Source organism: Paenibacillus sp. J22P143, from assembly GCF_059692035.1.
In genome coordinates, this window is the sequence record NZ_JCAUAQ010000001.1 from 316,177 (window position 1) to 338,189 (window position 22,013).

Sequence of the window (22,013 nt, forward strand, 5' to 3'; positions counted from 1 at the left end):
AGATTCGATGTCGAATTACTGCCTGGCTTGCTTCGCGATCAAAAGACGACTTTTAGAACAACTTCTAATATAAATGGGGCCGGCGATCTTCAAAAACAGGGATCTTGCCCCGTACACGGACAACTTCTTCTAAATCGATCTGAGTGCGAAGAATCGCTTCACTCTCATCGCCTTCCACCAATACCTCGCCCCAAGGGTCGATAACCATCGAGTGACCGAAGAAATTCGTCGTACCACTCGTCCCTACACGATTACAAGAGACCACGTACATTTGATTCTCAATGGCACGTGCCATAAGAAGAGTTCGCCAGTGATGCAGGCGTGGATGCGGCCATTCTGCTGGCACGAACAAAATTCGCGCCCCGTCTAACGCTAATTTACGTGACAGCTCCGGAAAACGAATATCATAACAGATCATCGCACCTGCAGGTACGCCTTCAAGCTCAAACAAGCCCAGTTTTTCCCCGCTGTCTAGGAATTTTTCTTCATCCATGAGTCGGAATAGATGGATTTTGGAATATTCCGCGATCTCGCGACCTTCGCGATCCCAGGCATAAATCGTGTTGAGCACACGATCCTCTCTTTTATCAGCAATTGAGCCGCCAATAATATTCACGCGATGTGTACGAGCAAAACTGCTCAAAAACGCCTTCGTTCTTTCCCCATTCACATCAGCTAGTTGATGGATTTCAGTTAGGGCATAGCCCGTGTTCCACATTTCTGGAAAAATAAGAACATCTGGCTTCTGTTCAGCTTCTACAGCTTCGAGCAGCAGCTTCTCTAAGTGAGCAAAATTGCTATCTGGATCACCGATGGTAATATCCATTTGAATGAGAGCAAGGTTAAGTAATTGTGAAGACATCGAAAGGCTCCTTCCAGTTCAAGAAAAATGCTATATGTGTACATACTAGTCGAAATGTGTGCCTAACTCAACAAGGACTTGCCCCTGTAACTATATGGTTGGTTTAAAAAGCTTTGACTGACCTCTAGCAATACTCAGCGTTTGCCATTCCTGAGAGGACCAATGTTTGCAAAGAAAAACGATTTGACCGACATGATACCCATAATGGGATACTTGTCGCTGAATGGCTTGCAGTACCGTATGGTTTTCACCACGAATTCGTACATGAGATAGCACATCATCGGATGTCAGCGCGTGCAGTGTTGTGAACAGCACTTGCCAGCCTTCTTCCCAAAGGGCAATCAAATCTGCACGGGAAAAGCTATCCCCCTCAAACTCGCCATCGCGATCTCGCGTCTCTTTTTCCCCATCGGAGGTTAAAAAGTCAGTCCAACGGGACAACATATTGCCATGCATATGCTTAATGAGCACCTCAAGTGAATTCGATTCTTCATCTATTGTCCGAAAGAAAAATGAATCCGCAGTTTGAGCAAAAGCTCTGTCCGCCAACTTCTTCATACTCTGAAAAGCTCGAATCGATTCCTGCAGAAAAACATCAGCCACTTGCGTGTTATCCGTCATCCTGAATCATCTCCTTCGTTCTTGATTGCCTTCATTGTATGTCACGGGCAAAATGAAGTACAATCGAATATCTTCATCGACTATGAAAAAAAGTTTAATCATGTTACATTTAGGGTATAGTTTAAAATCCCGACCTCCGGAGTGTGAATTAAACCGTGACAAACGTAACTTCAACATCATCTCGATTTGCTATACAACCAGCTGAAAGAATGAAGGATCTGCCAACACAATTCTTCGCAACGCTCGTTGGTAAAGCAAATGCACAAATCGCCGCAGGCCATGACGTCATTAATTTGGGCCAAGGGAACCCAGACCGCCCGACGCCTCCGCATATTGTAGCTTCCATCCAAGAAGCTTCTGCGAATCCTTTGTATCATAAATATCCTCCATTCAGCGGCTTTCCCTTCTTGAAACAAGCGATCGCACAGCGCTATAAGGAAGATCACAATGTTGATCTGGATCCGGATACGGAAGTGGCAATCCTTTTTGGCGGCAAAACAGGTCTCATCGAAATTGCCCAATGCTTATTGAATCCAGGTGATGTCTGCCTTGTTCCTGACCCAGGTTATCCAGACTATTGGTCTGGGGTAGCACTTGCAGGTGCCGAGATGGCTTTCATGCCGTTGCGGGAAGAAAATAACTTTTTGCCTGACTACTCACAATTGAAGCAATCTGACCTCGACCGTGCGAAGTTGATGTTCATCAACTACCCGAACAACCCAACAGGTGCGACAGCCCCTGCTTCATTTTATGAAGAAACGGTTGCATTCGCTGAACGAAATGGCGTTGTTGTAGCCAGTGATTTCGCCTATGGTGCTATTGGCTTTGATGGTCAGAAGCCTATCTCTTTCTTGCAAACGCCGGGTGCCAAAGAAGTAGGCATTGAGTTCTATACGTTATCCAAAACGTACAACATGGCCGGCTGGCGCGTAGGCTTTGCCTTAGGTAACAAAGAAGTGATTCGCCTCATCAACTTAATGCAAGATCACTACTATTGCTCGTTGTTCGGCGGCATTCAAGTGGCTGCTGCGACAGCATTGACATCGTCCCAGGACTGTGTGTCAGAACTTCGTGATGTGTACGAAAGCCGTCGTAATGCGCTGTATACAGCACTTGCAGGCATTGGCTGGAAGGCTAAGCCATCGCAAGGATCGTTTTTCTCATGGCTGCCTGTACCGAAGGGTCATTCGTCACAAAGTCTTGCCGATTTACTATTGGAAGAAGCTAAAGTTGTTGTGGCACCAGGTGTAGGCTTCGGAACACATGGTGAAGGCTATGTTCGACTAGGACTCCTGTCTTCCGAGGAACGATTGGCTGAAGCTGTGCAGCGGATCGGGAAGATGAATTTGTTTTAGTTAAATCCTTACGAATCAAGGCTTTTGCTACTTTACAAAGTCTCGCGTACCATGCTATTCTAAATAAAATTAAAATTCCAAACAGCAATGTTATGATGGGAATAGTACGAATCGAGCCGCACGTAACCAGGGAGTAAGCTCCACCGACTGAGAGAGCTTGCCGTGAACCGAATCCGAACCCGCCCCTGAACCGTCAACGATGAGTTGAACAGAGCCCTACTGTTATACAGGGAATCTAGAGTGGAGCGCTTTGTCTTTGACGTGCGCTAATCTAAGGTGGTACCGCGGAAGCAACAGACTTTCGTCCTTATGTTTGAGGACGGGAGTCTTTTTTGTATCTACATAGTTGGAAACCGAAGGATGGGATGAATATGACTCAGCGAATCGTCGTCAAAATTGGCAGTTCCTCGTTAACCTCAGATACGGGCGGCTTGAATCCGGATAAAATACGCTTTTTTGCGTCTGAACTTGCGCAATTGCAGCGCAGCGGCAGTCAGGTGCTGCTCGTCACTTCAGGCGCAGTCGCCGCAGGCTTCACTTCCCTTGGCTACCGCACGCGGCCCAAGGTACTGCATGAAAAACAGGCCGCCGCAGCCGTCGGCCAAGCGCTCTTAATGCAAGCGTACCATGAGGCATTTGCGTCCCACGGCGTAAGCGTGGCGCAAATTCTACTGACTCGGTACGACTTCTCCAACCGCAAGCGCGTGCAGAACGCGATGATGACGATTGACGAGCTGTTGCAGCGCGGCGTCGTCCCAATCATTAACGAGAATGACACCGTCTCGGTGGATGAACTGAAATTCGGCGACAACGATACGTTGTCAGCACTCGTAGGCAATTTGGTCAAAGCGAACAAATTGATCATCATCACGGATATGGACGGCCTGTACACGGACGATCCTCGCAAAAACGCGAACGCGCAGCGCATCGATCGCGTAGACGCCATCAGCGATGAGCTGTTCAGCTTCGCTGGAGGCTCTGGGAGCGCGGTCGGCACCGGCGGCATGCGCTCCAAGGTCGAGGCCGCCCGCATCGCGATGCGCGGGGGCGTGCCGGTCTTTATCGGGCGCGTGCTGGAGCCCGATGATCTACAGCTTGCCGTGAACGGCACCGGCAAGGGCACGTACTTTGACACGGTGCTGAACAATCTGCCGGTCAAGAAGCAATGGGTCGGCTACCACTCGCTGCCCCAAGGGCAAATCATCGTTGATCAAGGCGCCAAAGCGGCCCTGATCAACGGCGGCAAGAGCCTGCTCCCCGCTGGCATCACCGCAGCGGTTGGCGACTTCCACCCCGGCGACGTCGTCGAGGTGATATGCAGTGAAGGCACGCTGCTGGGCCGCGGCGTCGTCAACTATGCGACTTGGCAAGTGCAAGCCGCGGCAGGCCTCTCTACAGACGAAGTCCAGAAACGTGTCGAGGTCTCACGCATCGAAGTCATCCACCGCGATGAATGGGTGCCTTTGACCTAACCTTTGATTCAGATAGAAAGTGAGGCTCTCCCTTAATCATGAGACAACAACGATTACTTAACCCTACTTTACGCGATGTGCCGGGAGATGCCGAAGCAGCCAGTCACCGACTGATGCTGCGAGCAGGACTCATTCGCCAGCTATCCAGCGGTATTTATTCCTACTTACCTTTGGGTCTCAAGGCCCTCCAACATATTCAAACGATCGTGCGAGAAGAAATGGACCGCGCAGGTGCGCAAGAAATGCTCATGCCTGCTCTCCATCCTGCCGAATTATGGAAAGCATCAGGAAGATGGGATGTCTATGGTCCCGAATTGATGCGACTGGAAGACCGAAATGGTCGCGAGTTTGCGTTAGGCGCCACCCATGAGGAAGTCATTACTACACTCGTAAAAGACGAAATTCATTCTTATAAAAAACTACCTGTTACGTTATATCAAATTCAAACGAAATATCGCGATGAGCGCAGACCACGATTCGGCCTGCTGCGTGGACGTGAATTTCTAATGAAGGATGCCTACTCCTTCGATCGATCAGCAAGCGGACTCGATGCCAGCTATCAAGCGATGTTCGATGCTTATGTCAACATTTTCACGCGCTGCGGCTTGCAATTCCGTGCCGTTGAAGCCGATTCCGGCGCGATTGGCGGTACGGATACGCATGAATTTATGGCACTTGCCGAGGTTGGCGAGGATACGATCGTACATTGTCCTTCCTGTCAGTATGCGGCTAATTTGGAGAAAGCATCAGGAACCATCACTAATGCATGTGCATCGTCTAGCGACATTCCCAACGCACAACCTACCAAAGTGCATACCCCTGGAGTAACAACGATCAAACAATTAAGCCAATTCCTTCACATTGAACCACAGCAAATCATCAAATCCGTCGCCGTTCAAGCGGAAGGTGCGCCTGTAATCGTGCTTGTAAGAGGTGATCTCGAAATCAATGAGATCAAGCTTAAGCAGGTTCTTGGCGGTCATGACGTCACGATGCTCTCTGAAGCCGACATCTCTGCACTGGGTTCAATCGCTGGATTTATCGGACCGATTGGTCTGTCATCCGTCAAGTTGATTGCAGACACGTCGATTAGAGGCTTAACGAACGCTGTGGTCGGCGCCAACGAAGCGGATTACCATCTTCAGCATGTGGACGTTCAGCGTGATCTGCCTGACATCACCTATGCGGATGTTCGCAATGTTGGTCAAGGCGAAAGCTGTAACCACTGCGGACATGAACTCGCGTTTGCCAAAGGCATTGAAGTCGGGCACGTATTTAAGCTCGGCACCAAATATAGCGAATCCCTCGGCGCTTCCTTTACTGATGAAAATGGGATCTCCGAGCCTATGATTATGGGTTGCTATGGAATTGGTGTCTCTCGTGTCTTGGCTGCCGTCATTGAGCAGCATCAGGATGAGCGAGGTATTATATGGCCAAACGCTATTGCGCCTTATGCGATTCATCTTTTAACCGTACATGTTGCTGATGAAGCTCAGATGAAGTTATCTGAAGAGCTGTACCAAAACTTAACTCGCGCAGGCTACTCCGTCCTCTGGGATGATCGCGAGGAACGTCCTGGCGTGAAATTTAATGATGCCGATATACTAGGCTTCCCATTGCGACTAACCGTTGGTAAGAAATCGAACGAACGCATTGTCGAATGTAAAGAACGCCGTACCGGCGCTGCCTATGAGCTTAACGTGGAACAATTGTTATCGCATTGCCAAACCTTTTTCAACTAGGAGGTCTTCCCATGAGTGAAGTTATAAGTAAATCCAAGCTTGCCAAGCAAGCTGCCCAAGCAATGGGCAATCTCACAACCGAGCAAAAAAATGCAGCCTTGCTTCTTATGGCAGATGCCCTAATTACGGAGCAGCAAGCGATCATCGAAGCTAACGCTAAGGATCTGCAGCGTGGCAAAGAGCTGGGTACCAGTGCTTCTCTTCTCGACCGTCTGGCGCTGAACGAAACGCGCATTGCGGCGATGGCAGAAGGCCTACGTCAAATCGCAGAGCTTCCTGATCCGATTGGAGATACGCTCGAGTCTATTGACCGCCCGAACGGTCTGCGGATCCGCAAAATCCGTGTACCGTTAGGCGTCATAGGTATTATTTATGAAGCTAGACCGAACGTAACGGTCGATGCCGCAGGCTTATGTCTTAAAACCGGCAACGCTGTTGTGCTGCGTGGCGGCTCTTCTGCCCTATTTTCGAATGAGAAAATTGTGGAGGTACTACATTCAGCCCTAGAGCGATCGGCCCTTCCGGCTGATGCCCTGCAGTTAATTCTTAGTGCGGATCGCAGCTCTGTCGATGAAATGCTGAAGTTGAATGGCCTAATTGATGTACTGATTCCACGTGGCGGTCACTCACTTATTCAAAATGTTGTCAATAACGCCTCTGTCCCAGTCATTGAAACAGGCGCAGGGGTATGTCATACTTTTATAGATCAAAGTGCACAACTTGATATGGCCGTTCGTATCGGGATTAATGCGAAAGCGCAGCGTCCTTCTGTTTGTAATAGTATGGAGACCTTACTTGTACACGAAGCCATTGCTGAAAAGCACTTAGCAGCGATTGCCGAAGCGTTCCAAGGCGTTCATGTTGAATTACGAGGAGACGAGCGTGCAAGAAGCTTAGTTCCAAGTATGTTAGTTGCTGAACTGGCTGATTGGGGAACAGAATACGGCGATTATATTTTATCTATTAAGGTTGTTAAAGACTTGGATGAGGCCCTCGCTCACATTCGTGACTATGGGACTATGCACTCCGAATGTATCGTGACGGAAGATACTGCCAATGCAGAGAGATTCCTACAGGAAGTAGATGCTGCAGCGGTGTACCATAATGCCTCGACGCGCTTTACTGATGGGTTTGAGTTTGGATTCGGCGCAGAGATCGGCATTTCCACACAGAAGCTTCACGCACGTGGTCCTATGGGACTTCCTGCTTTAACTTCGACCAAATACCGCATCTATGGAAGCGGACAAATACGCGAATAAGCCGTATATACTAAGGAGGAATGCCCGATGTCCACGAATATTTCACAAGCCAAAATTGCATTTGTAGGCGCAGGTTCCATGGCGGAAGCCATCGTCCGCGGTCTCATCCAGACAGAAGTTGCTAATCCGCAGAATGTATATATGATGAATCGCTCCAACCAGGACAGATTAGCATTTCTTCGTTCCGAATACGGCTTGCATGCAAGCTCGGATCCTGTAACGAAAGATGCGTTCATTCGCGAAGCAGACGTTGTTGTACTTTGCATGAAGCCTAAGGATGTCGAATCTGCCTTTGCTGAGCTTGGGCCATTATTGAACGAGGGACAGCTGCTTATTTCCGTCATTGCCGGCTTATCCATTGATAAAGCTGAACGATTATTGCAAACCAACATGCCTATCGTTCGTACGATGCCTAACACCTCTTCCACGATTGGATTAGGCGCAACAGGAATGAGCTTCTCCTCTAAGGTTAATGCTACATTCAAGCAGTTTGCTATCCAAATGTTTGAAGCTGTTGGGACCGTCACGATTGTGGACGAAGATAAGCTTGAAGTTCTTACTGGCGTTTCTGGAAGTGGTCCTGCATATGTGTACTACTTCATGGAAGCGATGATTAAAGCGGGTATTGAAGGCGGTCTATCTGAAGAAGATGCGAAGCAATTAACGCTTCAAACTTTCCTCGGTGCCGCACACATGGTACAGCATACGAAGGAAGATCCGGCTGAGCTGCGCCGCAAAGTTACATCACCTAACGGAGCAACACAAGCTTCGATTGAAGCCTTAGATCGCTATCAATTCAGCGAAGCTGTCGCCCAAGCTGTGTTCCACTCCGCTGCACGTGCGAAGGAAATGGGCGAGCAAATTGCTGCAACCAGCACAGTAGGCAAATCGGTCTAATCCACTTTTTCAGTTTACAAGTTAGTATGAATTCTACTTAAAGCAGGTGAAAGTAAGTTATGAGTTCCTATTGTTTAGCCACCTATCGGAGTTTCGATGAGAAAGCCGATTTTCATAAAAAAGCAACAAGCATTGCCGTTGGTCTTACCGTTGGCAGTTGGACGGAATTGCCAGAGGCACAGAAGGCTTCTATGGAGAAGCATCTGGGCAAAGTCGTTTCCGTTGAAGTCCACGAGCCTGCTTTTGGTGAACCTGCTTCAGGCCGCTATGCGGATATAACTATCGCTTATCCCGATGTGAACTACAGCAGGGATATTCCTGCTCTGTTAGTGACTGTATTCGGCAAGCTGTCTATGGATGGAAAAATCAAGCTGATCGACCTCGCCTTCTCTTCCGATTTCCTTGCCGGGTTCCCTGGCCCGAAATTTGGGATGCAAGGTGTTCGTGATCTGCTTGGCGTACATGACCGACCGCTGCTTATGAGCATCTTCAAGTCTGTCGTAGGGTACGAGCTGCCGGCCCTTCGCGAGCAGTTTTACTTGCAAGCCGCTGGTGGCGTCGATCTTATCAAGGACGACGAGATTTTATTCGAAAATCCGTTAACGCCGATGGAGAAACGAATTGCTATTTGTCTTGAAGCAGCCGAGCAAGCGACGAAGGAAACGGGTCAAAAGCTGCTTTATGCGGTTAATTTGACGGGATCAACATCCAAACTCGCTGCTGGGGCCAAGAAAGCAATTGCGGCTGGTGCAAATGCTTTGCTTTTCAATGTATTGGCTTACGGCTTTGATGTTCTGCATGAACTAAGCGCGGATCCAGACATTAACATTCCGATCATGGCTCATCCTGCTTTGGCTGGCGCCACTTATCCGTCACCGCATTACGGTATCTCGCCTTCTGTCCTTCTAGGCAAGCTCATGCGTCTTGCTGGTGCTGATTTGGTGTTATTCCCTTCCCCGTACGGCTCCGTTGTAATGCCGAAGGAAGAAAATTTGGCTATTAAGCACGCGCTGCTAACGCAGGATTTACGTAAAGATTACACTTATCAGGCTCCGTCTGATGTTGCATTGAAATTGGCACCAAGCTTCCCGGTTCCGTCCGCGGGAATTCATCCTGGTCTTGTTCCGCTCATTTTGCGAGATTTCGGACAGGATGTGATCGTGAACGCTGGTGGCGGTATCCACGGTCACCCGATGGGAACCATCGCAGGTGGACAAGCGTTCCGCCAAGCGATCGACGCGACTCTCAAAGGGAAAACCCTGCGCGACTACGCCCTAACACATCCAGAGCTACAATCAGCTATTGACACATGGGGGATTAGAGAATGAGCAAGGAACGTATTATCTTTTGTGACTTTGACGGTACAATCACCGTTAACGATAACATCGTAGCCATTATGAAGCACTTCAATCCAGAAGGCTGGGAAGGCATCGTCGAGCAAATTGTGACGCAGCAAATCTCCATTCGTGAAGGTGTTGGGGCGATGTTTGCCTTGCTGCCTACCTCACGTAAGGCTGAGATTGTGAATTATGCCATCCATAATGCCACGATCCGCGATGGCTTTGAAGCGTTTGTCTCCTACTGCAAGGAGCAAGGAATCACGCTTTTGATCACAAGCGGAGGCATCGATTTCTTTATTTACCCGCTGCTTCGCGCGTTCGCGATTCCTGAGGATCATATTTATTGCAATGCCAGCTCTTTCGAAGGGGAAACCATCGAGATCTTATGGCCGAATCCGTGTGATACTCATTGCGTAACCGATTGCGGCATGTGCAAAACAAGCATCATTCGGTCATACGATCCCCTACGGTATGAGCGAATTATTATCGGAGACAGCATCACCGATTTTGAAGGCGCTAAGCTTGTGGATACGATTTTTGCCAGATCACATCTTATTGAGCGTTGTGATCAACTCGGCTATGCATACCACCCCTTCGAAACATTCTTCGATATTATTAAGCAATTGGAGGCTGAACCGGTCAAATGAGTATTTTACTAGAAGAAAAACAGCGTGCATTCGCTGACTTACGTGACATCAAGGCTAATCTAGCGGCACGCGGATGGTTTCCTGCGACAAGCGGTAACTTATCTGTGCGTGTTGGCGGCTATGAGCCGACTGCTTTCACCTTCGCTATCACGTCTAGCGGTAAAGATAAATCCGTCCAAACACCTGAGGATTTCCTTCTCGTTAATGAGAAAGGCTTGCCAACAGAAGCTACGAGCCTGAAGCCTTCAGCGGAAACATTAATCCATAGTGAAATTTACCGATTAACAGGTGCAGGCGCTATTTTCCATGTGCATACCATCTTCAACAACTTAGTCTCCGAGCTTTATGGTGAGCGTGGGAGCATACCAGTTGATGGCGTTGAGTTGATCAAAGCTTTCAACATTTGGGACGAGGAAGCTCAGATTGAAATTCCGGTCCTGCCGAACTATGCGGAAATTCCGCGCATTGCTGCGCTTGTCGAAGGTGCGATTGTACCTCGTATTCCGGGTATCGTACTTCGTAAGCACGGGATCTACGCTTGGGGCGCCAATGCGTTTGAGGCGAAACGTCATCTTGAGGCATTCGAATTCCTATTCGAATATGTGTACCGCTCGCATTTGCTGCATAAATAAAGCTCGATTCTCACTAGTTAGTCGATTTTTTCGACTAATTCGATGCTGCAAATAGAAAACGTCCAACCTTCCTCCCTTTGGAGTGAAGAATTGGACGTTTTTCTTGTTTCTATTGTTTCTTGTGTCTTCTTATCTCGTCTGTCGGAACCGCTGCGAATATTCTTTGGCTTGATCCACCGTTGAAACGCGATTACGACTCCAATCGAGCAAGATCCGATCAATATATCGGAAATGGACTTTCCCGGCAAATACCGCTTCTTTCAGCGCCATCATGATGAGCTCTTCTTTGTACATATCTTTATCTAACCAATTGCTGATCGTTTCCAGTTCCATTGGCGTTAGCGGCCTAGCGAATTCATTTTCGATCGTAGTATAAATGTTTTTCACGCGATCATCGGAAGGAGCCAGCGCTTGCGCGGCCACTTCAGCTAACTCTTTAAGCTGCTGCTCCGCTACGCGTTTCGCTAATTTCTTATAGAGCGGCGTTAGGTTGTACTGCTCACTTCGAAAGCCTGTTGTTTCGTGCGTATCCTCGTCGATCGCGATAAACTGCTCTCGAATTAGCTTTTGCACACTTGCGATAACCACATCAGGCGAAGCTGACATCCGCTCTTGGATTTCATCGAGTGTCGGGAAGTTATTCTTATCCTTTTCAACAAAAGAAATGAAATGGATGAGTGTCATAACGTCAACCTCGCTCAAAAGCAGCGCACGGTAATGCTTGAGCAGCAGACTCGGTACCGCGACACTCCCCTCCAAAAAGCTGTTCACCAGGATCGCTTCAATCTTCATCTGTGTATTCGTTTGAGTACTCATGCGTCGATCCCCTTTCTCCCCATGGACAATGCCACTACTTAAGGGTATAGACGGTATAACAAACGTGGGAACGGAATCGTTTCACGCACATGATCCAAGCCGCAAATCCAAGCAACTGTACGCTCTAAGCCTAATCCGAAGCCGGAATGCGGCACAGTGCCGTATTTGCGAAGATCCAAGTACCATTGGTACGCCTCTTGGGATAGCTCATGCTCCTTGAAACGCTGCTCCATTAATTCAGGATCATCGATCCGTTGACTGCCTCCGATAATTTCGCCATAGCCTTCTGGCGCGATCATATCGGCACACAGTACGACTTCAGGACGACTAGGATCAGGCTTCATGTAGAACGCCTTAATCTCGGTTGGCCAGTGTGTGATGAATACTGGTGTCTCATACTGGGCAGCAATCGCTGTCTCATGCGGCGCCCCGAAATCCTCACCCCATGCGAATTCATGCCCATTTTTTTGCAAATAGTCAACAGCTTCATCGTACGTAATACGTGGGAAACTGCCTTTGATTTTCTCCAGCTTCGAGGTATCCCGCTCCAATGTCTCCAGCTCTGCCTGGCAATTAGCCAAAACGGTTTGCACGATATGCGATACGAATTGTTCCTGCACTTCAAGGTTTTCCACGTGATCCACGAACGCCATTTCCGGCTCGATCATCCAAAACTCGATCAAATGTCTGCGAGTCTTCGATTTCTCAGCACGGAAAGTAGGTCCAAAGGAATACACGCGGCCTAGTGCCATGGCTGCTGCTTCCATGTATAGCTGTCCACTTTGCGTTAGGAACGCATCTTCATCAAAATATTTGGTGTGGAACAAATTGGTCGTTCCTTCACAGGAGGAAGGCGTCAAGATCGGCGGATCCACCAAATGAAAGCCGCGGTCATTAAAGAATGCTTGAACGGCTTTAATAATTTCTGCGCGAATCACAAGTACCGCACGCTGACGCGGGCTCCGAATCCACAGATGACGATTGTCCATAAGGAAATCTACGCCGTGCTCCTTCGGTGTAATCGGATACTCTTCAGTAACTTGAATGATTTCTACACCTGTCACATCTAGTTCAAAACCGCCTTTACTGCGCGTATCTTCCTTCACTTTTCCCGTTATGTATAAGGAGCTCTCTTGGGTTAGCTTAGAAGCCGCTTCCCACACCTCTTCACTCACTTCACTTTTTACCACTACACCTTGTATGTATCCCGATCCATCACGAAGCTGCAAAAACTGAATTTTACCGCTTGAGCGTTTCTTGTTTAGCCAACAGCCGATGGTGACTGACTCGCCGACATGATGTTTAACTTCACCTATTGTACTTTTCATTTGGATATCCTTCCTCCCTAGAACTGAAGATCTTCTCTATTGTACACTATTTCCCGATTTCCAAGAAAGAATCAGCGGGGTTGTGAATGAACGAGACGATAGGTATCCTGAGCGATAACCCATTCCTCATTCGTTGGAATCACAAGCACTTCAACCCTTGAGCCAGCTTTTGTTATACGCTTCTCCATGCCTCTCCCTTGCGTGTTCGCTTCCCCATCCAAATTAACACCAAGGAAGCTCAATCCCTCGCATACCGCTTGACGCAGAGGCGCAGAATTCTCGCCGACACCTGCCGTAAAAACAATCGCATCGACGCCATTCATCGCTGCGGCGTAAGCCCCGATATATTTGCGCAGCCGATACGCATACATCTCAAAAGCGAGGCCAGCGTTCTTATCGCCCGCTTCCATCGCTTCTACGATCTCCCGCATATCGCTGGAGATCCCCGAGATCGCCTGCAGGCCGCTATGCTTATTCAGCATGGAGCTCACCTCGCCGATCGTCAAATCCTCCTTGCCCATCACATAGGGGACGATGGCCGGATCGAGATCGCCGCTGCGCGTGCCCATCATCAACCCCTCGAGCGGGGTCATCCCCATGCTCGTGTCAACCGACTGGCCGCCCCATACAGCGGCGCAGGAAGCTCCATTACCAATGTGACAGGTAATGAGCTTCAGCTGCTCCAGCGGGCGTCCTAGGATGGCTGCGGCACGCTCGCTGACATACTTGTGCGACGTACCGTGGAAACCGTAGCGGCGCACCTTATGCTTACGGTAGAGCGCCATCGGCACCGGATACAAGTAGGCCTTCGCCGGCATCGACTGATGGAAGGCGGTGTCGAAGACGACAGCCTGCGGCACACCAGGCATATTTGCATCCACCGCAGAGATGCCAAGCATATGCGCCGGGTTATGCAGCGGCGCCAAATCGAAGAGACGCCGGATCTCCTTCTTCACCTCGTCGGTGACGAGGACGGAGTTCTTGAACGATTCGCCGCCGTGGACGACACGGTGACCAACGGCATCGATCTGCGAAATGGCCGAAAGTACACCATGTTCGGGATGTACAAGAACATCTAGCACGCGACGGATGGCGGTTGTATGCTCCAGAATTTCATCAACCTTATGAAATTCTGGTTTGTCAGCAGGTTCATGCATGAGGATAGCCGTATCCATCCCGATGCGTTCCACTCTGCCTTTGGCAAGCACAGTCGCATTTTCCATATCATACAGCTGGTATTTCACTGATGAGCTGCCAGCATTGATCACAAGAATATTCATAATCGGTCACCATCCTTGTCATATCGGAAAAAGCCTTCTCCTGTCTTCGCGCCGAGATGCCCCGCACGAACCATTTGCTTCAGCATATATGATGGCCGATATTTGATATCGCCGTATTCACGGAACATCCCTTCGAGTGCTGCCAACACAGCATCAAGCCCGAAGCGATCGCACATCTCCAGTGGCCCATGCTTGAAGTCATAGCCAATGCGCATGGCTTGATCGATATCTTCCGCGGAGGCGACACCTTCTGATAAGGTGTGCAGCGCCTCATTAATCAAAGTGCAAATCAGTCTCGTCGTAATATAACCCGGCGATTCATTGACTTTGATACTTTTCTTTTGCAACAATTCGTCCACAAACTGACGCGAATGGTTATAAGTTTCATCGGATGTTTTCATGGCCCGAACGATTTCAACAAGATTCACCTTCGCAACCGGATGCAGAAAATGTAAACCGATCACACGCTCTGGATGCGTTGTAATGGCAGCAATCTCCGTTACACTTAACGTAGAGGTATTGGTTGCAAGAATGATATGAGGCGAGCATATTTGATTGAGTTGGAAAAAGATATGCTTTTTCGCATTCAAGTCTTCTGATATCGTTTCAATAACAAGCTCGCAAGACGCCATGTCCTGAATCGAGTGTGCTTTCTTAATTTTCGAGAGGATGGATTTCTTCTCTGCTTCTGTCAAAGCCCATCGCTCAATTTGTTTATCTAAGCTTACCGTGATCTGCTCAATTGCTCGATCCAGCTTATCTGTTGATTTTTCGGCAAGAATCACATCAAGTCCCCGGGCTGCAAGCATTTCGGAAATACCCTGCCCCATCGTTCCGCCGCCGATTACACCAATTGTTCTGAACATCATAGCCTGTTACTCCTTCTTCCATTCATTTCCCCACGGAAATTACACATGTTCATCGATCTTATGAAGTCTTCCTAATAATTATATGTATAAGTCATGCTGAAGGTAAAGACAAGAACCGCTGGCCTAATTGGCCAACGGTCATTATTATGCACTTTGTGACACCGAGGCGTCAAATAAGGTTCTAAATGTATCTCCTGAAAGCACTTCTTCCTTCATCAAAATAGCAAAAGCATGCTTGAAAATTCCCCGCTGATCCTCTAACATCTTTTTCGTACGAAGCATCAATGCATCCAGAATAGCTGCATTTTCTTTCATTAGCTGTTCCTTCGTCACCATCTCACGATCAATAATTCCTAAGCTAGTGAGTCCAGCGTCCATCATATTACGAACCATCGAAAGGGATTGCTCGAAATCGTTACGAGAACCGGTACTGCGACCGCCATAGATCATTTCTTCCGCTGCTGCACCACCAAGGGCAATCATAATCTGATCTTCGATATAATCCTTCGTATATAAATAATGATCCTGTGGCGGATTATGACGCACATACCCTAACGCTTTCCCTCGCGGACTAACGGTAACCTGTGAAACGGATCCTGGACGAACTAGCTCTGCAATAATAGCATGGCCTAATTCATGATAAGCCACACGTTCTTTCTCATCATTCGCCGTTTCTTTATCTGTTCGTTCACCCATCATAACCTTATCAATCGCCGAAGCCAAATGAGGCTGCTCAATCGCTGGCTTATCTTCACGCATGGCATAAATAGCTGCCTCATTAAGCACACCTTCCAGCTGAGCACCTGAGAATCCAAAGGTTTGATCGGCTGTTTGATCCAGTGATACACCTTCTGCAAGCGGCTTATTTTTGGCATGAATAGCTAGAATGGCTAGACGACCTTTCTTGTCTGGCAGATCAACCTCAATATGACGATCAAATCGACCTGGACGCAATAACGCGCTATCCAACATTTCCTTACGATTCGTCGCAGCAATAATGAGAATGCGCGGCGCTTCATGTGTATGAATGCCATCCATTTCGGTTAACAGTTGATTCAATGTTTGGTCATACTCACGCTGTTGTCCGCCTTCCCTTTTACCACCGATCACATCGATCTCATCAATAAAAATAATCGCATTATCCTTGCCCTCTTTGACAGCACGAGCTCTAGCTTCTTTAAATAAATCACGTACGCGGCTTGCACCGACACCCACATACATCTCGACAAACTCACTACCTGAAGCAGCCATATAAACGGAGTTCGTATAATGCGCGGATGCTTTCGCCATTAAGGTTTTCCCTGTTCCTGGAGGACCTGTTAGTAATAAACCTTTCAATGGACGAATACCTAGCTTCTTAATTTCCTCATGTTTAATCAAGAAATCAAGAGCTTCCATCAATTCTTTCTTCGCACGATCTTGCCCGCCAATTTCATCAAATGTCAAAAAAGATGGCGTCCGATTCTTGCTTTTTCGATCTCCGCCTCCTGCAGCAGTTCCAATTCCGCCGCGGGTTTTCATCATATAGAAAAACGTAATACCAAGCGCACTTACGAATATGATTGGAAGCACGTTTATACCTTGAAAGGCTAGAAATACAAGCAGCACAGGAATAAATCCAATACCAATTTCCTTATATATTTTACTCATTCGGCCACACTCCGATCTGGGAGATTCTTGGCAGCATGATAAATTTCGTCGCATCACCATCTGTTAGTCGAATGTACACGTTATGCTCATCCATTTCACTATCTACTTTTATTGTAGGTACACCATCTGCATATTTCTGTAATGTTGTTGGAATATCCGCATAATGCTTCGTTTCCATCGCCTGAGCCACCTCAAATAACGCTTTGGACCACCATTTGTCCAGCTTCTCTGACGATTGATTCTTTACATTTATATTTACAGACCGATTCCCGATAATCGAGGCGCCTTCTTCCTTTATTTGTTCAACGACATTTCGTAAATTAGCGTCAGACTTTAAACTCAATTCAATGTTCACTTGATTGGAAGAAAGCTTCATTGTTGAGCTAGTAACACCCGGAGCATTACTAATTATATGTGATAATGGATTTTCCATCGCAAAGCTTGTATAGGCGAACCAGCCTCCAAAAAGTACTCCGGCCGAAATAATCACGCTCAAAATAACAGGTAAAAGGCGCAGCTTCATCTTCATGGATTGGCGTCCACCTTTCTGTGTAGCTATATTTTTTCGCTTCTAAAGCAATACGACTAGTATAGCATAAGGTATACATTCCATGCCTTATGTAAACAGTGGAAACACGAAACAACACTACCTCCACAAAGAAAAAGCCCAGCCTTCTTATTGAAGACTGAGCCGCCAAGTATCTATGTAGGTACCCTCATTGAACTTGTAATAATCATAGAAATGCCTTGTACCCCTATCATCCGTCGTCTTATAAAACACTTCCCAGACATAGTCATTTCCTAACTTGCCTGGCATAACACGCTCAATTTGGCTGCTAGGCGTCTTTTTCACAACAGCAGCTCGTGCTTGCTCCGCTGTGAAGGCTTCCTCCGTCATTTCCGTATGAACTTCTTGGTCGGACACCCAAGCAATTAAGCTCTGTCCGAGCTTATTTTCCCCATATACAATCTGAAATGCCTCATCACCGTAGAAAAAATCTACCTTCGAAGCCTTCGTCATCATGCTGCCCGCATAGGCTTTTTCAACAGCCACACGCTTCTCATCCCAGTGTTCATTCTGCACATTGAGATAGAATCGGCTAAGCACAACACCCAGCGTTGCGACAATAAAAACGCCAAGTGTAATTGTTCGCTTCGCATTCATGAACGCCGCGCACCTCCCCAGGTCCAAATACTCAACCTATGCATTAGCCTATTAGGTTATCAAAGCATCGTTCAAATTCACGTTTAATTTTCTCTTCATCTAGTGTTAGACATTCACCTTTACGTACGATCCAATTGCCATCTACACATACATCAACGACATCCTTCGCACAAGCGGAATATACAATGTGAGAAACAAAGTCTGTTTTAGGTAAGAAATGCGGTTGATCAATATCCAGTGCAATGAAGTCTGCCTTCATGCCAGACTCAAGTAATCCAACGTCTTCCAACCAAATGGATTCTGCCCCCATACGCGTTCCGAGCAGTAAGGCTTCCCTAGCAGGAACAGCTAATGGATCGCCCGTGACTCCCTTATGAATCAGAGCAGCCAGACGCATTTCCTCAAACATGTCTAAATTATTGTTGGATGCCGCGCCATCTGTACCTAAGGAAACCTTAACTCCTGCACGCAGTAATTCTGGTAAACGGGCAACACCGCTCGCAAGTTTCAGATTACTGCCTGGGTTATGGGAAACACGAACATCATACTTGTGGAGAATGGCAATTTCTTCATCATTCAAATGAACGCCATGCGCGACAAGCGTTGGACGTGTAAACACGCCTAGCTTTTCCAAGTGAGCAACGGGTCTTGCACCGTACTGCTCCACATTACCTTCGACTTCACGTCGAGTTTCCGACATATGTGTATGAATCGGCAGATTGAGATCATGGGCAGCTTGTACAATACGCTCGATATAATCTGGCGGACATGTATATGGCGCATGCGGCGACATCATTGTCGTAATTCTACCATCCGCCTTACCATGCCAATTTTTTGCGAATTCTGTCGCTTCAATGAGCTTAGCTGTTTGTACATCTGGCGGACATAGTCCGATCACTCCGCGGGTCAATACGCCGCGCATACCAGAATCTTGAACGGCTAATGCGACTTCATTCATATGGTCGTACATATCGACAAATGTCGTTGTCCCGCCTTTGATCATTTCAAGAATCGACAAACGCGTTCCCCATTTGACATCCTGCGAAGTGAATTTACCTTCCATCGGCCACATTTTTTCCTCTAACCACACTTGCAATGCAAGATCATCACCATATCCGCGCAGTAGCGACATTGCGGCATGTCCATGCGTATTCACTAGCCCTGGCATGTACAACTTATTAGTCCCATCAATCACTTCATCATAGTTTTCAAGCCGTTCTGGAACGTCTTCACCGATGTATGTAATCTGACTGCCTTCGATAACCATGCAGCCCTTAATGGATGTTTTGTCTTCCTTATTAGAAATAAAAATACCATTCGAAATTAATGTTTTTTTCATAGTAAAAAACCCTCTCTATGCTCATTCTATAAACAACTGCTGCTCCATAAACTTTACATCTTCAAGCTTGTAAAATCAAGGAAGCTGCGCATGATCCCAATGATGTTAAGAAATTGTAAAATGTCACGGAATTTTCGTTGCTTTAGACCTAATGTATATGATACTTTAAACATTGTGAGTTTTTTCTACAATTTGGTCATTTTCGATTTACAAATTCGTTTAAAAACTTGTACATATAGTAAAAATTAGGAGGATTCTATGACAACGTTATTCAGCAGAAAGAACGAAGTCGATTTCTTGCAACTTCTCATCCGTGCTGCAGAGAATGCCTTGCAAACAGCACAATTGTTTCGCACCGCTATGATGGGTGATAAGCCGCCAATTGAATACGTTAAAGCGATTCATGATTTGGAGCATGCAGGCGACTCAATTACGCATGACATCTTTAAAGGTTTGAACAAAGTATTTATTACCCCGATCGATCGGGAAGATATTATGGTACTGGCTTCCAAAGTGGATGATGTCACAGATGGTATTGAAGCAACGATTGCTCGTTTCGACTATTTGAATGTTTCTCATACGGATACCTACATGAAAGATTTCTCAGGCGTGATTGTAGACTCCTGTCAACATATGTTAGATGCCTTCAAGCTGTTGGCTAAGAAAAAGTATATGCAAATTCCCGAGCATACCGTTGCTATAAACAAGCTTGAAAATGATGGTGATCGCTTGATGCGCGAAGGAATCCGTCAAATCTTTATCACACGTAAAGACGTGTACGAAGATTTTAAACTCAAAGAAATTTATGAGCGTCTTGAAGAAACAACCGATGCTTGCGAAGATGTCGCAAATATTCTAGATAGCGTAGTCCTTCGTTACTCATAAGATAACAAGATGTCTATGTGTACGAAGAATGTTTTCCAACTGGAAAACGCAAGGAGGAATTCATGTTAATTTATTTGATCGTTATCGTTGCACTAGCTTTACTATTCGACTTCATCAATGGATTCCATGATACGGCCAATGCAATTGCAACTTCGATATCTACACGGGCGTTAAGCCCTCGTGTTGCGATTATCATGGCAGCTACTCTAAATTTTGTGGGAGCTATGGTTTCCTCTGAAGTAGCCAAAACGGTTGGCGGAAGTATCGCCAATCCCGCTAAGATCGAGAACGGTGTTGAAGTCGTTATTGCTGCTTTACTCGCGGCTATCATTTGGAACTTGCTAACTTGGTATCTGTCCATACCATCTTCCTCCTCTCACACGCTACTTGGTGCTTTAGCTGGTGCCGTCATTGCGGGCGCAGGCTTTAACGGCGTGAATTGGAGTGGCTTTACGCAAATTATTATTATTCTTATTTTATCGCCTATCATTGCTTTCGTTCTAGGTTATCTCATCATGGTGTTGATCAAATATATCGTTATTTGGTCAGGTAATACATCTAGATCCAAGCTAAATCGTGGATTTCGTACCTTACAAATCCTATCTGCGGGATTACTTTCGTATTCCCATGGTGGTAACGATGCACAAAAGGCGATGGGTATAATCGTATTTGGTCTCGTTGCAGCCGGCGTGCAAGACGATTTAAATGTACCTCTCTGGGTTAAAATCTCTGCCGCACTTGCGATGGGACTTGGAACCTCGATTGGTGGATGGCGTATTATTAAAACCGTATCAGGTAAAATCGTGAAAATTGAACCGATTAACGGCTTTGCCGCCGACTTAACGTCATCGATCGTTATTCAATTCTCAACCTTCATTGGTAAACCATTATCAACGACGCATGTTATCTCCTCCGCGATTATCGGAACTGGCAGTGTCATGCGTTTCCATGAAGTTCAATGGGGTACTGTTGGTCGCATGTTAATCACTTGGATCATTACGATTCCTATTTCCATGGTGCTTGCGTACACGCTATACTTTACGATATTCCGCTTAATCATGTAATGAGAAAACCTCTATCGAGGCAATTCAAGGATGAGCGACCGCGTTTAGAGGAAGGTTTTATCGCCAAATAGAAAGATATTTTCGGAATCCGAAAACTTATACTTTCTATTGTGGTCAATATCAAAAGGCACGACCCGCTGAAGCTGCGCGGGTCGTGCCTTTTTCATGCTAATCGAGATAGTAGGCCAAGCTTTGTAGTTCTGTTGTAAAATCCGCGTAATGCACGCGTACATCCGGTGGTACTTTAATGATGACAGGTGCAAAATTCAAGATAGCTTCAATGCCACAAGCAACGAATTCATTGGCTACATTTTGTGCTTCGTTCGCAGGCACGGTAATAATACCGATTCGAACGCCAAGTTCAGCCAAAACTGATTTCATTTTATCCATAGGAAGTACAACTAAGTTATTAATAACTTCGCCTGTCTTAGCAGGCATCGCATCGAACAACGCTACAATTTTCATATCATTACGTAAGTACGTATTATAATTGCATAAAGCTCTGCCTAGATTTCCTGCTCCAACGAGCGCAACTTGAATATGTCGATCTAACTTAAGGATCTGCCGAATTTTCTCAACTAAATAATTAATATCATAACCGATTCCTTTTTTGCCAAACTCTCCGAAATAAGCCAAATCCTTTCGAATCTGAGCAGGATTCAGATCCAGCTTCTGACCTAAATCCTGAGAAGACACGGTTGATACATTATTTAATTGTAATTCGTTTAAATAACGCAAATAAATGGGTAATCTGCGGACAACTGCTTCCGAAATTTTTTGACTTTTCACG

The 22,013-nt window shown here is 46.8% G+C and carries 21 protein-coding genes; 10 read left to right on the top strand and 11 right to left on the bottom strand.

Annotation, left to right across the window (positions count from 1 at the left end):
* Positions 1 to 64 precede the first annotated feature (64 nt).
* Together AC58PQ_RS01490 and AC58PQ_RS01495 are read right to left on the bottom strand one after the other, a co-directional pair.
* Entirely contained in the window at positions 65 to 862 is a 798-nt protein-coding gene (locus AC58PQ_RS01490) for a carbon-nitrogen family hydrolase (protein WP_497240225.1), read from the bottom strand.
* A 90-nt stretch (positions 863 to 952) separates the two neighbouring features.
* Positions 953 to 1,483, bottom strand: coding sequence for a DUF1572 family protein (locus AC58PQ_RS01495; RefSeq protein ID WP_497240226.1), 531 nt, complete (start codon positions 1,481 to 1,483; stop codon positions 953 to 955).
* Positions 1,484 to 1,638: 155 nt separating this feature from the next.
* Between AC58PQ_RS01495 and AC58PQ_RS01500 the strand changes: the two genes are divergently transcribed.
* The 8 genes from AC58PQ_RS01500 (at position 1,639) to mtnB (ending at position 10,827) form a co-directional block, all read left to right on the top strand.
* Positions 1,639 to 2,838, top strand: a complete 1,200-nt coding sequence (locus tag AC58PQ_RS01500; protein WP_497240227.1) for a pyridoxal phosphate-dependent aminotransferase — start codon at positions 1,639 to 1,641, stop codon at positions 2,836 to 2,838.
* A 371-nt stretch (positions 2,839 to 3,209) separates the two neighbouring features.
* Positions 3,210 to 4,310 carry a glutamate 5-kinase gene (proB, locus tag AC58PQ_RS01505; RefSeq protein ID WP_497240228.1) on the top strand — a complete coding sequence of 367 codons (1,101 nt, stop codon included), beginning with the start codon at positions 3,210 to 3,212 and terminating at the stop codon, positions 4,308 to 4,310.
* Between the two features lie 38 nt (positions 4,311 to 4,348).
* On the top strand, positions 4,349 to 6,052 hold the full coding sequence (locus AC58PQ_RS01510; protein ID WP_497240229.1) for a proline--tRNA ligase: 1,704 nt from the start codon (positions 4,349 to 4,351) through the stop codon (positions 6,050 to 6,052).
* Positions 6,053 to 6,063: 11 nt separating this feature from the next.
* Positions 6,064 to 7,311: a glutamate-5-semialdehyde dehydrogenase gene (locus AC58PQ_RS01515; RefSeq protein WP_497240230.1), complete on the top strand. Its 1,248-nt coding sequence runs from the start codon at positions 6,064 to 6,066 to the stop codon at positions 7,309 to 7,311.
* A gap of 27 nt (positions 7,312 to 7,338) precedes the next feature.
* Positions 7,339 to 8,208 carry a pyrroline-5-carboxylate reductase gene (proC, locus tag AC58PQ_RS01520; protein WP_497240231.1) on the top strand — a complete coding sequence of 290 codons (870 nt, stop codon included), beginning with the start codon at positions 7,339 to 7,341 and terminating at the stop codon, positions 8,206 to 8,208.
* A gap of 59 nt (positions 8,209 to 8,267) precedes the next feature.
* Positions 8,268 to 9,536 carry a 2,3-diketo-5-methylthiopentyl-1-phosphate enolase gene (locus AC58PQ_RS01525; RefSeq protein WP_497240232.1) on the top strand — a complete coding sequence of 423 codons (1,269 nt, stop codon included), beginning with the start codon at positions 8,268 to 8,270 and terminating at the stop codon, positions 9,534 to 9,536.
* A complete protein-coding gene (locus tag AC58PQ_RS01530; RefSeq protein ID WP_497240233.1) occupies positions 9,533 to 10,195 on the top strand; it encodes a 2-hydroxy-3-keto-5-methylthiopentenyl-1-phosphate phosphatase in 663 nt (220 codons plus the stop codon). Before AC58PQ_RS01525 ends, AC58PQ_RS01530 begins: the two co-directional genes overlap by 4 nt.
* A complete protein-coding gene (gene mtnB / locus AC58PQ_RS01535; RefSeq protein ID WP_497240234.1) occupies positions 10,192 to 10,827 on the top strand; it encodes a methylthioribulose 1-phosphate dehydratase in 636 nt (211 codons plus the stop codon). The genes AC58PQ_RS01530 and mtnB overlap by 4 nt, the downstream gene beginning before the upstream one ends.
* A 129-nt stretch (positions 10,828 to 10,956) precedes the next feature.
* Here mtnB and AC58PQ_RS01540 read toward each other — a convergent pair whose 3' ends face one another.
* From AC58PQ_RS01540 to AC58PQ_RS01575, 8 genes are all read right to left on the bottom strand, one after another.
* Complete coding sequence (locus tag AC58PQ_RS01540) at positions 10,957 to 11,643, bottom strand: DnaD domain-containing protein (protein ID WP_497240235.1); 687 nt, start codon at positions 11,641 to 11,643, stop codon at positions 10,957 to 10,959.
* A gap of 38 nt (positions 11,644 to 11,681) precedes the next feature.
* Positions 11,682 to 12,977 carry an asparagine--tRNA ligase gene (asnS, locus tag AC58PQ_RS01545; protein ID WP_497240621.1) on the bottom strand — a complete coding sequence of 432 codons (1,296 nt, stop codon included), beginning with the start codon at positions 12,975 to 12,977 and terminating at the stop codon, positions 11,682 to 11,684.
* A 65-nt stretch (positions 12,978 to 13,042) separates the two neighbouring features.
* On the bottom strand, positions 13,043 to 14,251 hold the full coding sequence (locus AC58PQ_RS01550; protein WP_497240236.1) for an acetate kinase: 1,209 nt from the start codon (positions 14,249 to 14,251) through the stop codon (positions 13,043 to 13,045).
* Positions 14,248 to 15,120, bottom strand: coding sequence for a 3-hydroxyacyl-CoA dehydrogenase family protein (locus AC58PQ_RS01555; protein ID WP_497240237.1), 873 nt, complete (start codon positions 15,118 to 15,120; stop codon positions 14,248 to 14,250). Before AC58PQ_RS01555 ends, AC58PQ_RS01550 begins: the two co-directional genes overlap by 4 nt.
* A gap of 144 nt (positions 15,121 to 15,264) precedes the next feature.
* On the bottom strand, positions 15,265 to 16,770 hold the full coding sequence (locus AC58PQ_RS01560) for an AAA family ATPase (RefSeq protein WP_497240238.1): 1,506 nt from the start codon (positions 16,768 to 16,770) through the stop codon (positions 15,265 to 15,267).
* Complete coding sequence (locus AC58PQ_RS01565) at positions 16,763 to 17,299, bottom strand: hypothetical protein (RefSeq protein WP_497240239.1); 537 nt, start codon at positions 17,297 to 17,299, stop codon at positions 16,763 to 16,765. Before AC58PQ_RS01565 ends, AC58PQ_RS01560 begins: the two co-directional genes overlap by 8 nt.
* A gap of 147 nt (positions 17,300 to 17,446) precedes the next feature.
* Complete coding sequence (locus tag AC58PQ_RS01570; RefSeq protein ID WP_497240240.1) at positions 17,447 to 17,935, bottom strand: cell wall elongation regulator TseB-like domain-containing protein; 489 nt, start codon at positions 17,933 to 17,935, stop codon at positions 17,447 to 17,449.
* 43 nt (positions 17,936 to 17,978) lie between these two features.
* The gene (locus AC58PQ_RS01575; RefSeq protein WP_497240241.1) at positions 17,979 to 19,274 is read right to left on the bottom strand and encodes an amidohydrolase; all 1,296 of its coding nucleotides are present in this window, start codon (positions 19,272 to 19,274) and stop codon (positions 17,979 to 17,981) included.
* Between the two features lie 258 nt (positions 19,275 to 19,532).
* Here AC58PQ_RS01575 and AC58PQ_RS01580 point away from each other — a divergent pair, with 258 nt between their 5' ends.
* Together AC58PQ_RS01580 and AC58PQ_RS01585 are read left to right on the top strand one after the other, a co-directional pair.
* Complete coding sequence (locus AC58PQ_RS01580) at positions 19,533 to 20,159, top strand: DUF47 domain-containing protein (RefSeq protein WP_497240242.1); 627 nt, start codon at positions 19,533 to 19,535, stop codon at positions 20,157 to 20,159.
* Between the two features lie 62 nt (positions 20,160 to 20,221).
* Positions 20,222 to 21,223 carry an inorganic phosphate transporter gene (locus tag AC58PQ_RS01585; protein ID WP_497240243.1) on the top strand — a complete coding sequence of 334 codons (1,002 nt, stop codon included), beginning with the start codon at positions 20,222 to 20,224 and terminating at the stop codon, positions 21,221 to 21,223.
* 168 nt (positions 21,224 to 21,391) lie between these two features.
* Here the strand turns inward: AC58PQ_RS01585 and AC58PQ_RS01590 are convergent, their stop codons facing one another.
* Positions 21,392 to 22,012, bottom strand: coding sequence for a redox-sensing transcriptional repressor Rex (locus AC58PQ_RS01590; RefSeq protein WP_497240244.1), 621 nt, complete (start codon positions 22,010 to 22,012; stop codon positions 21,392 to 21,394).
* Position 22,013: the final 1 nt, after the last annotated feature.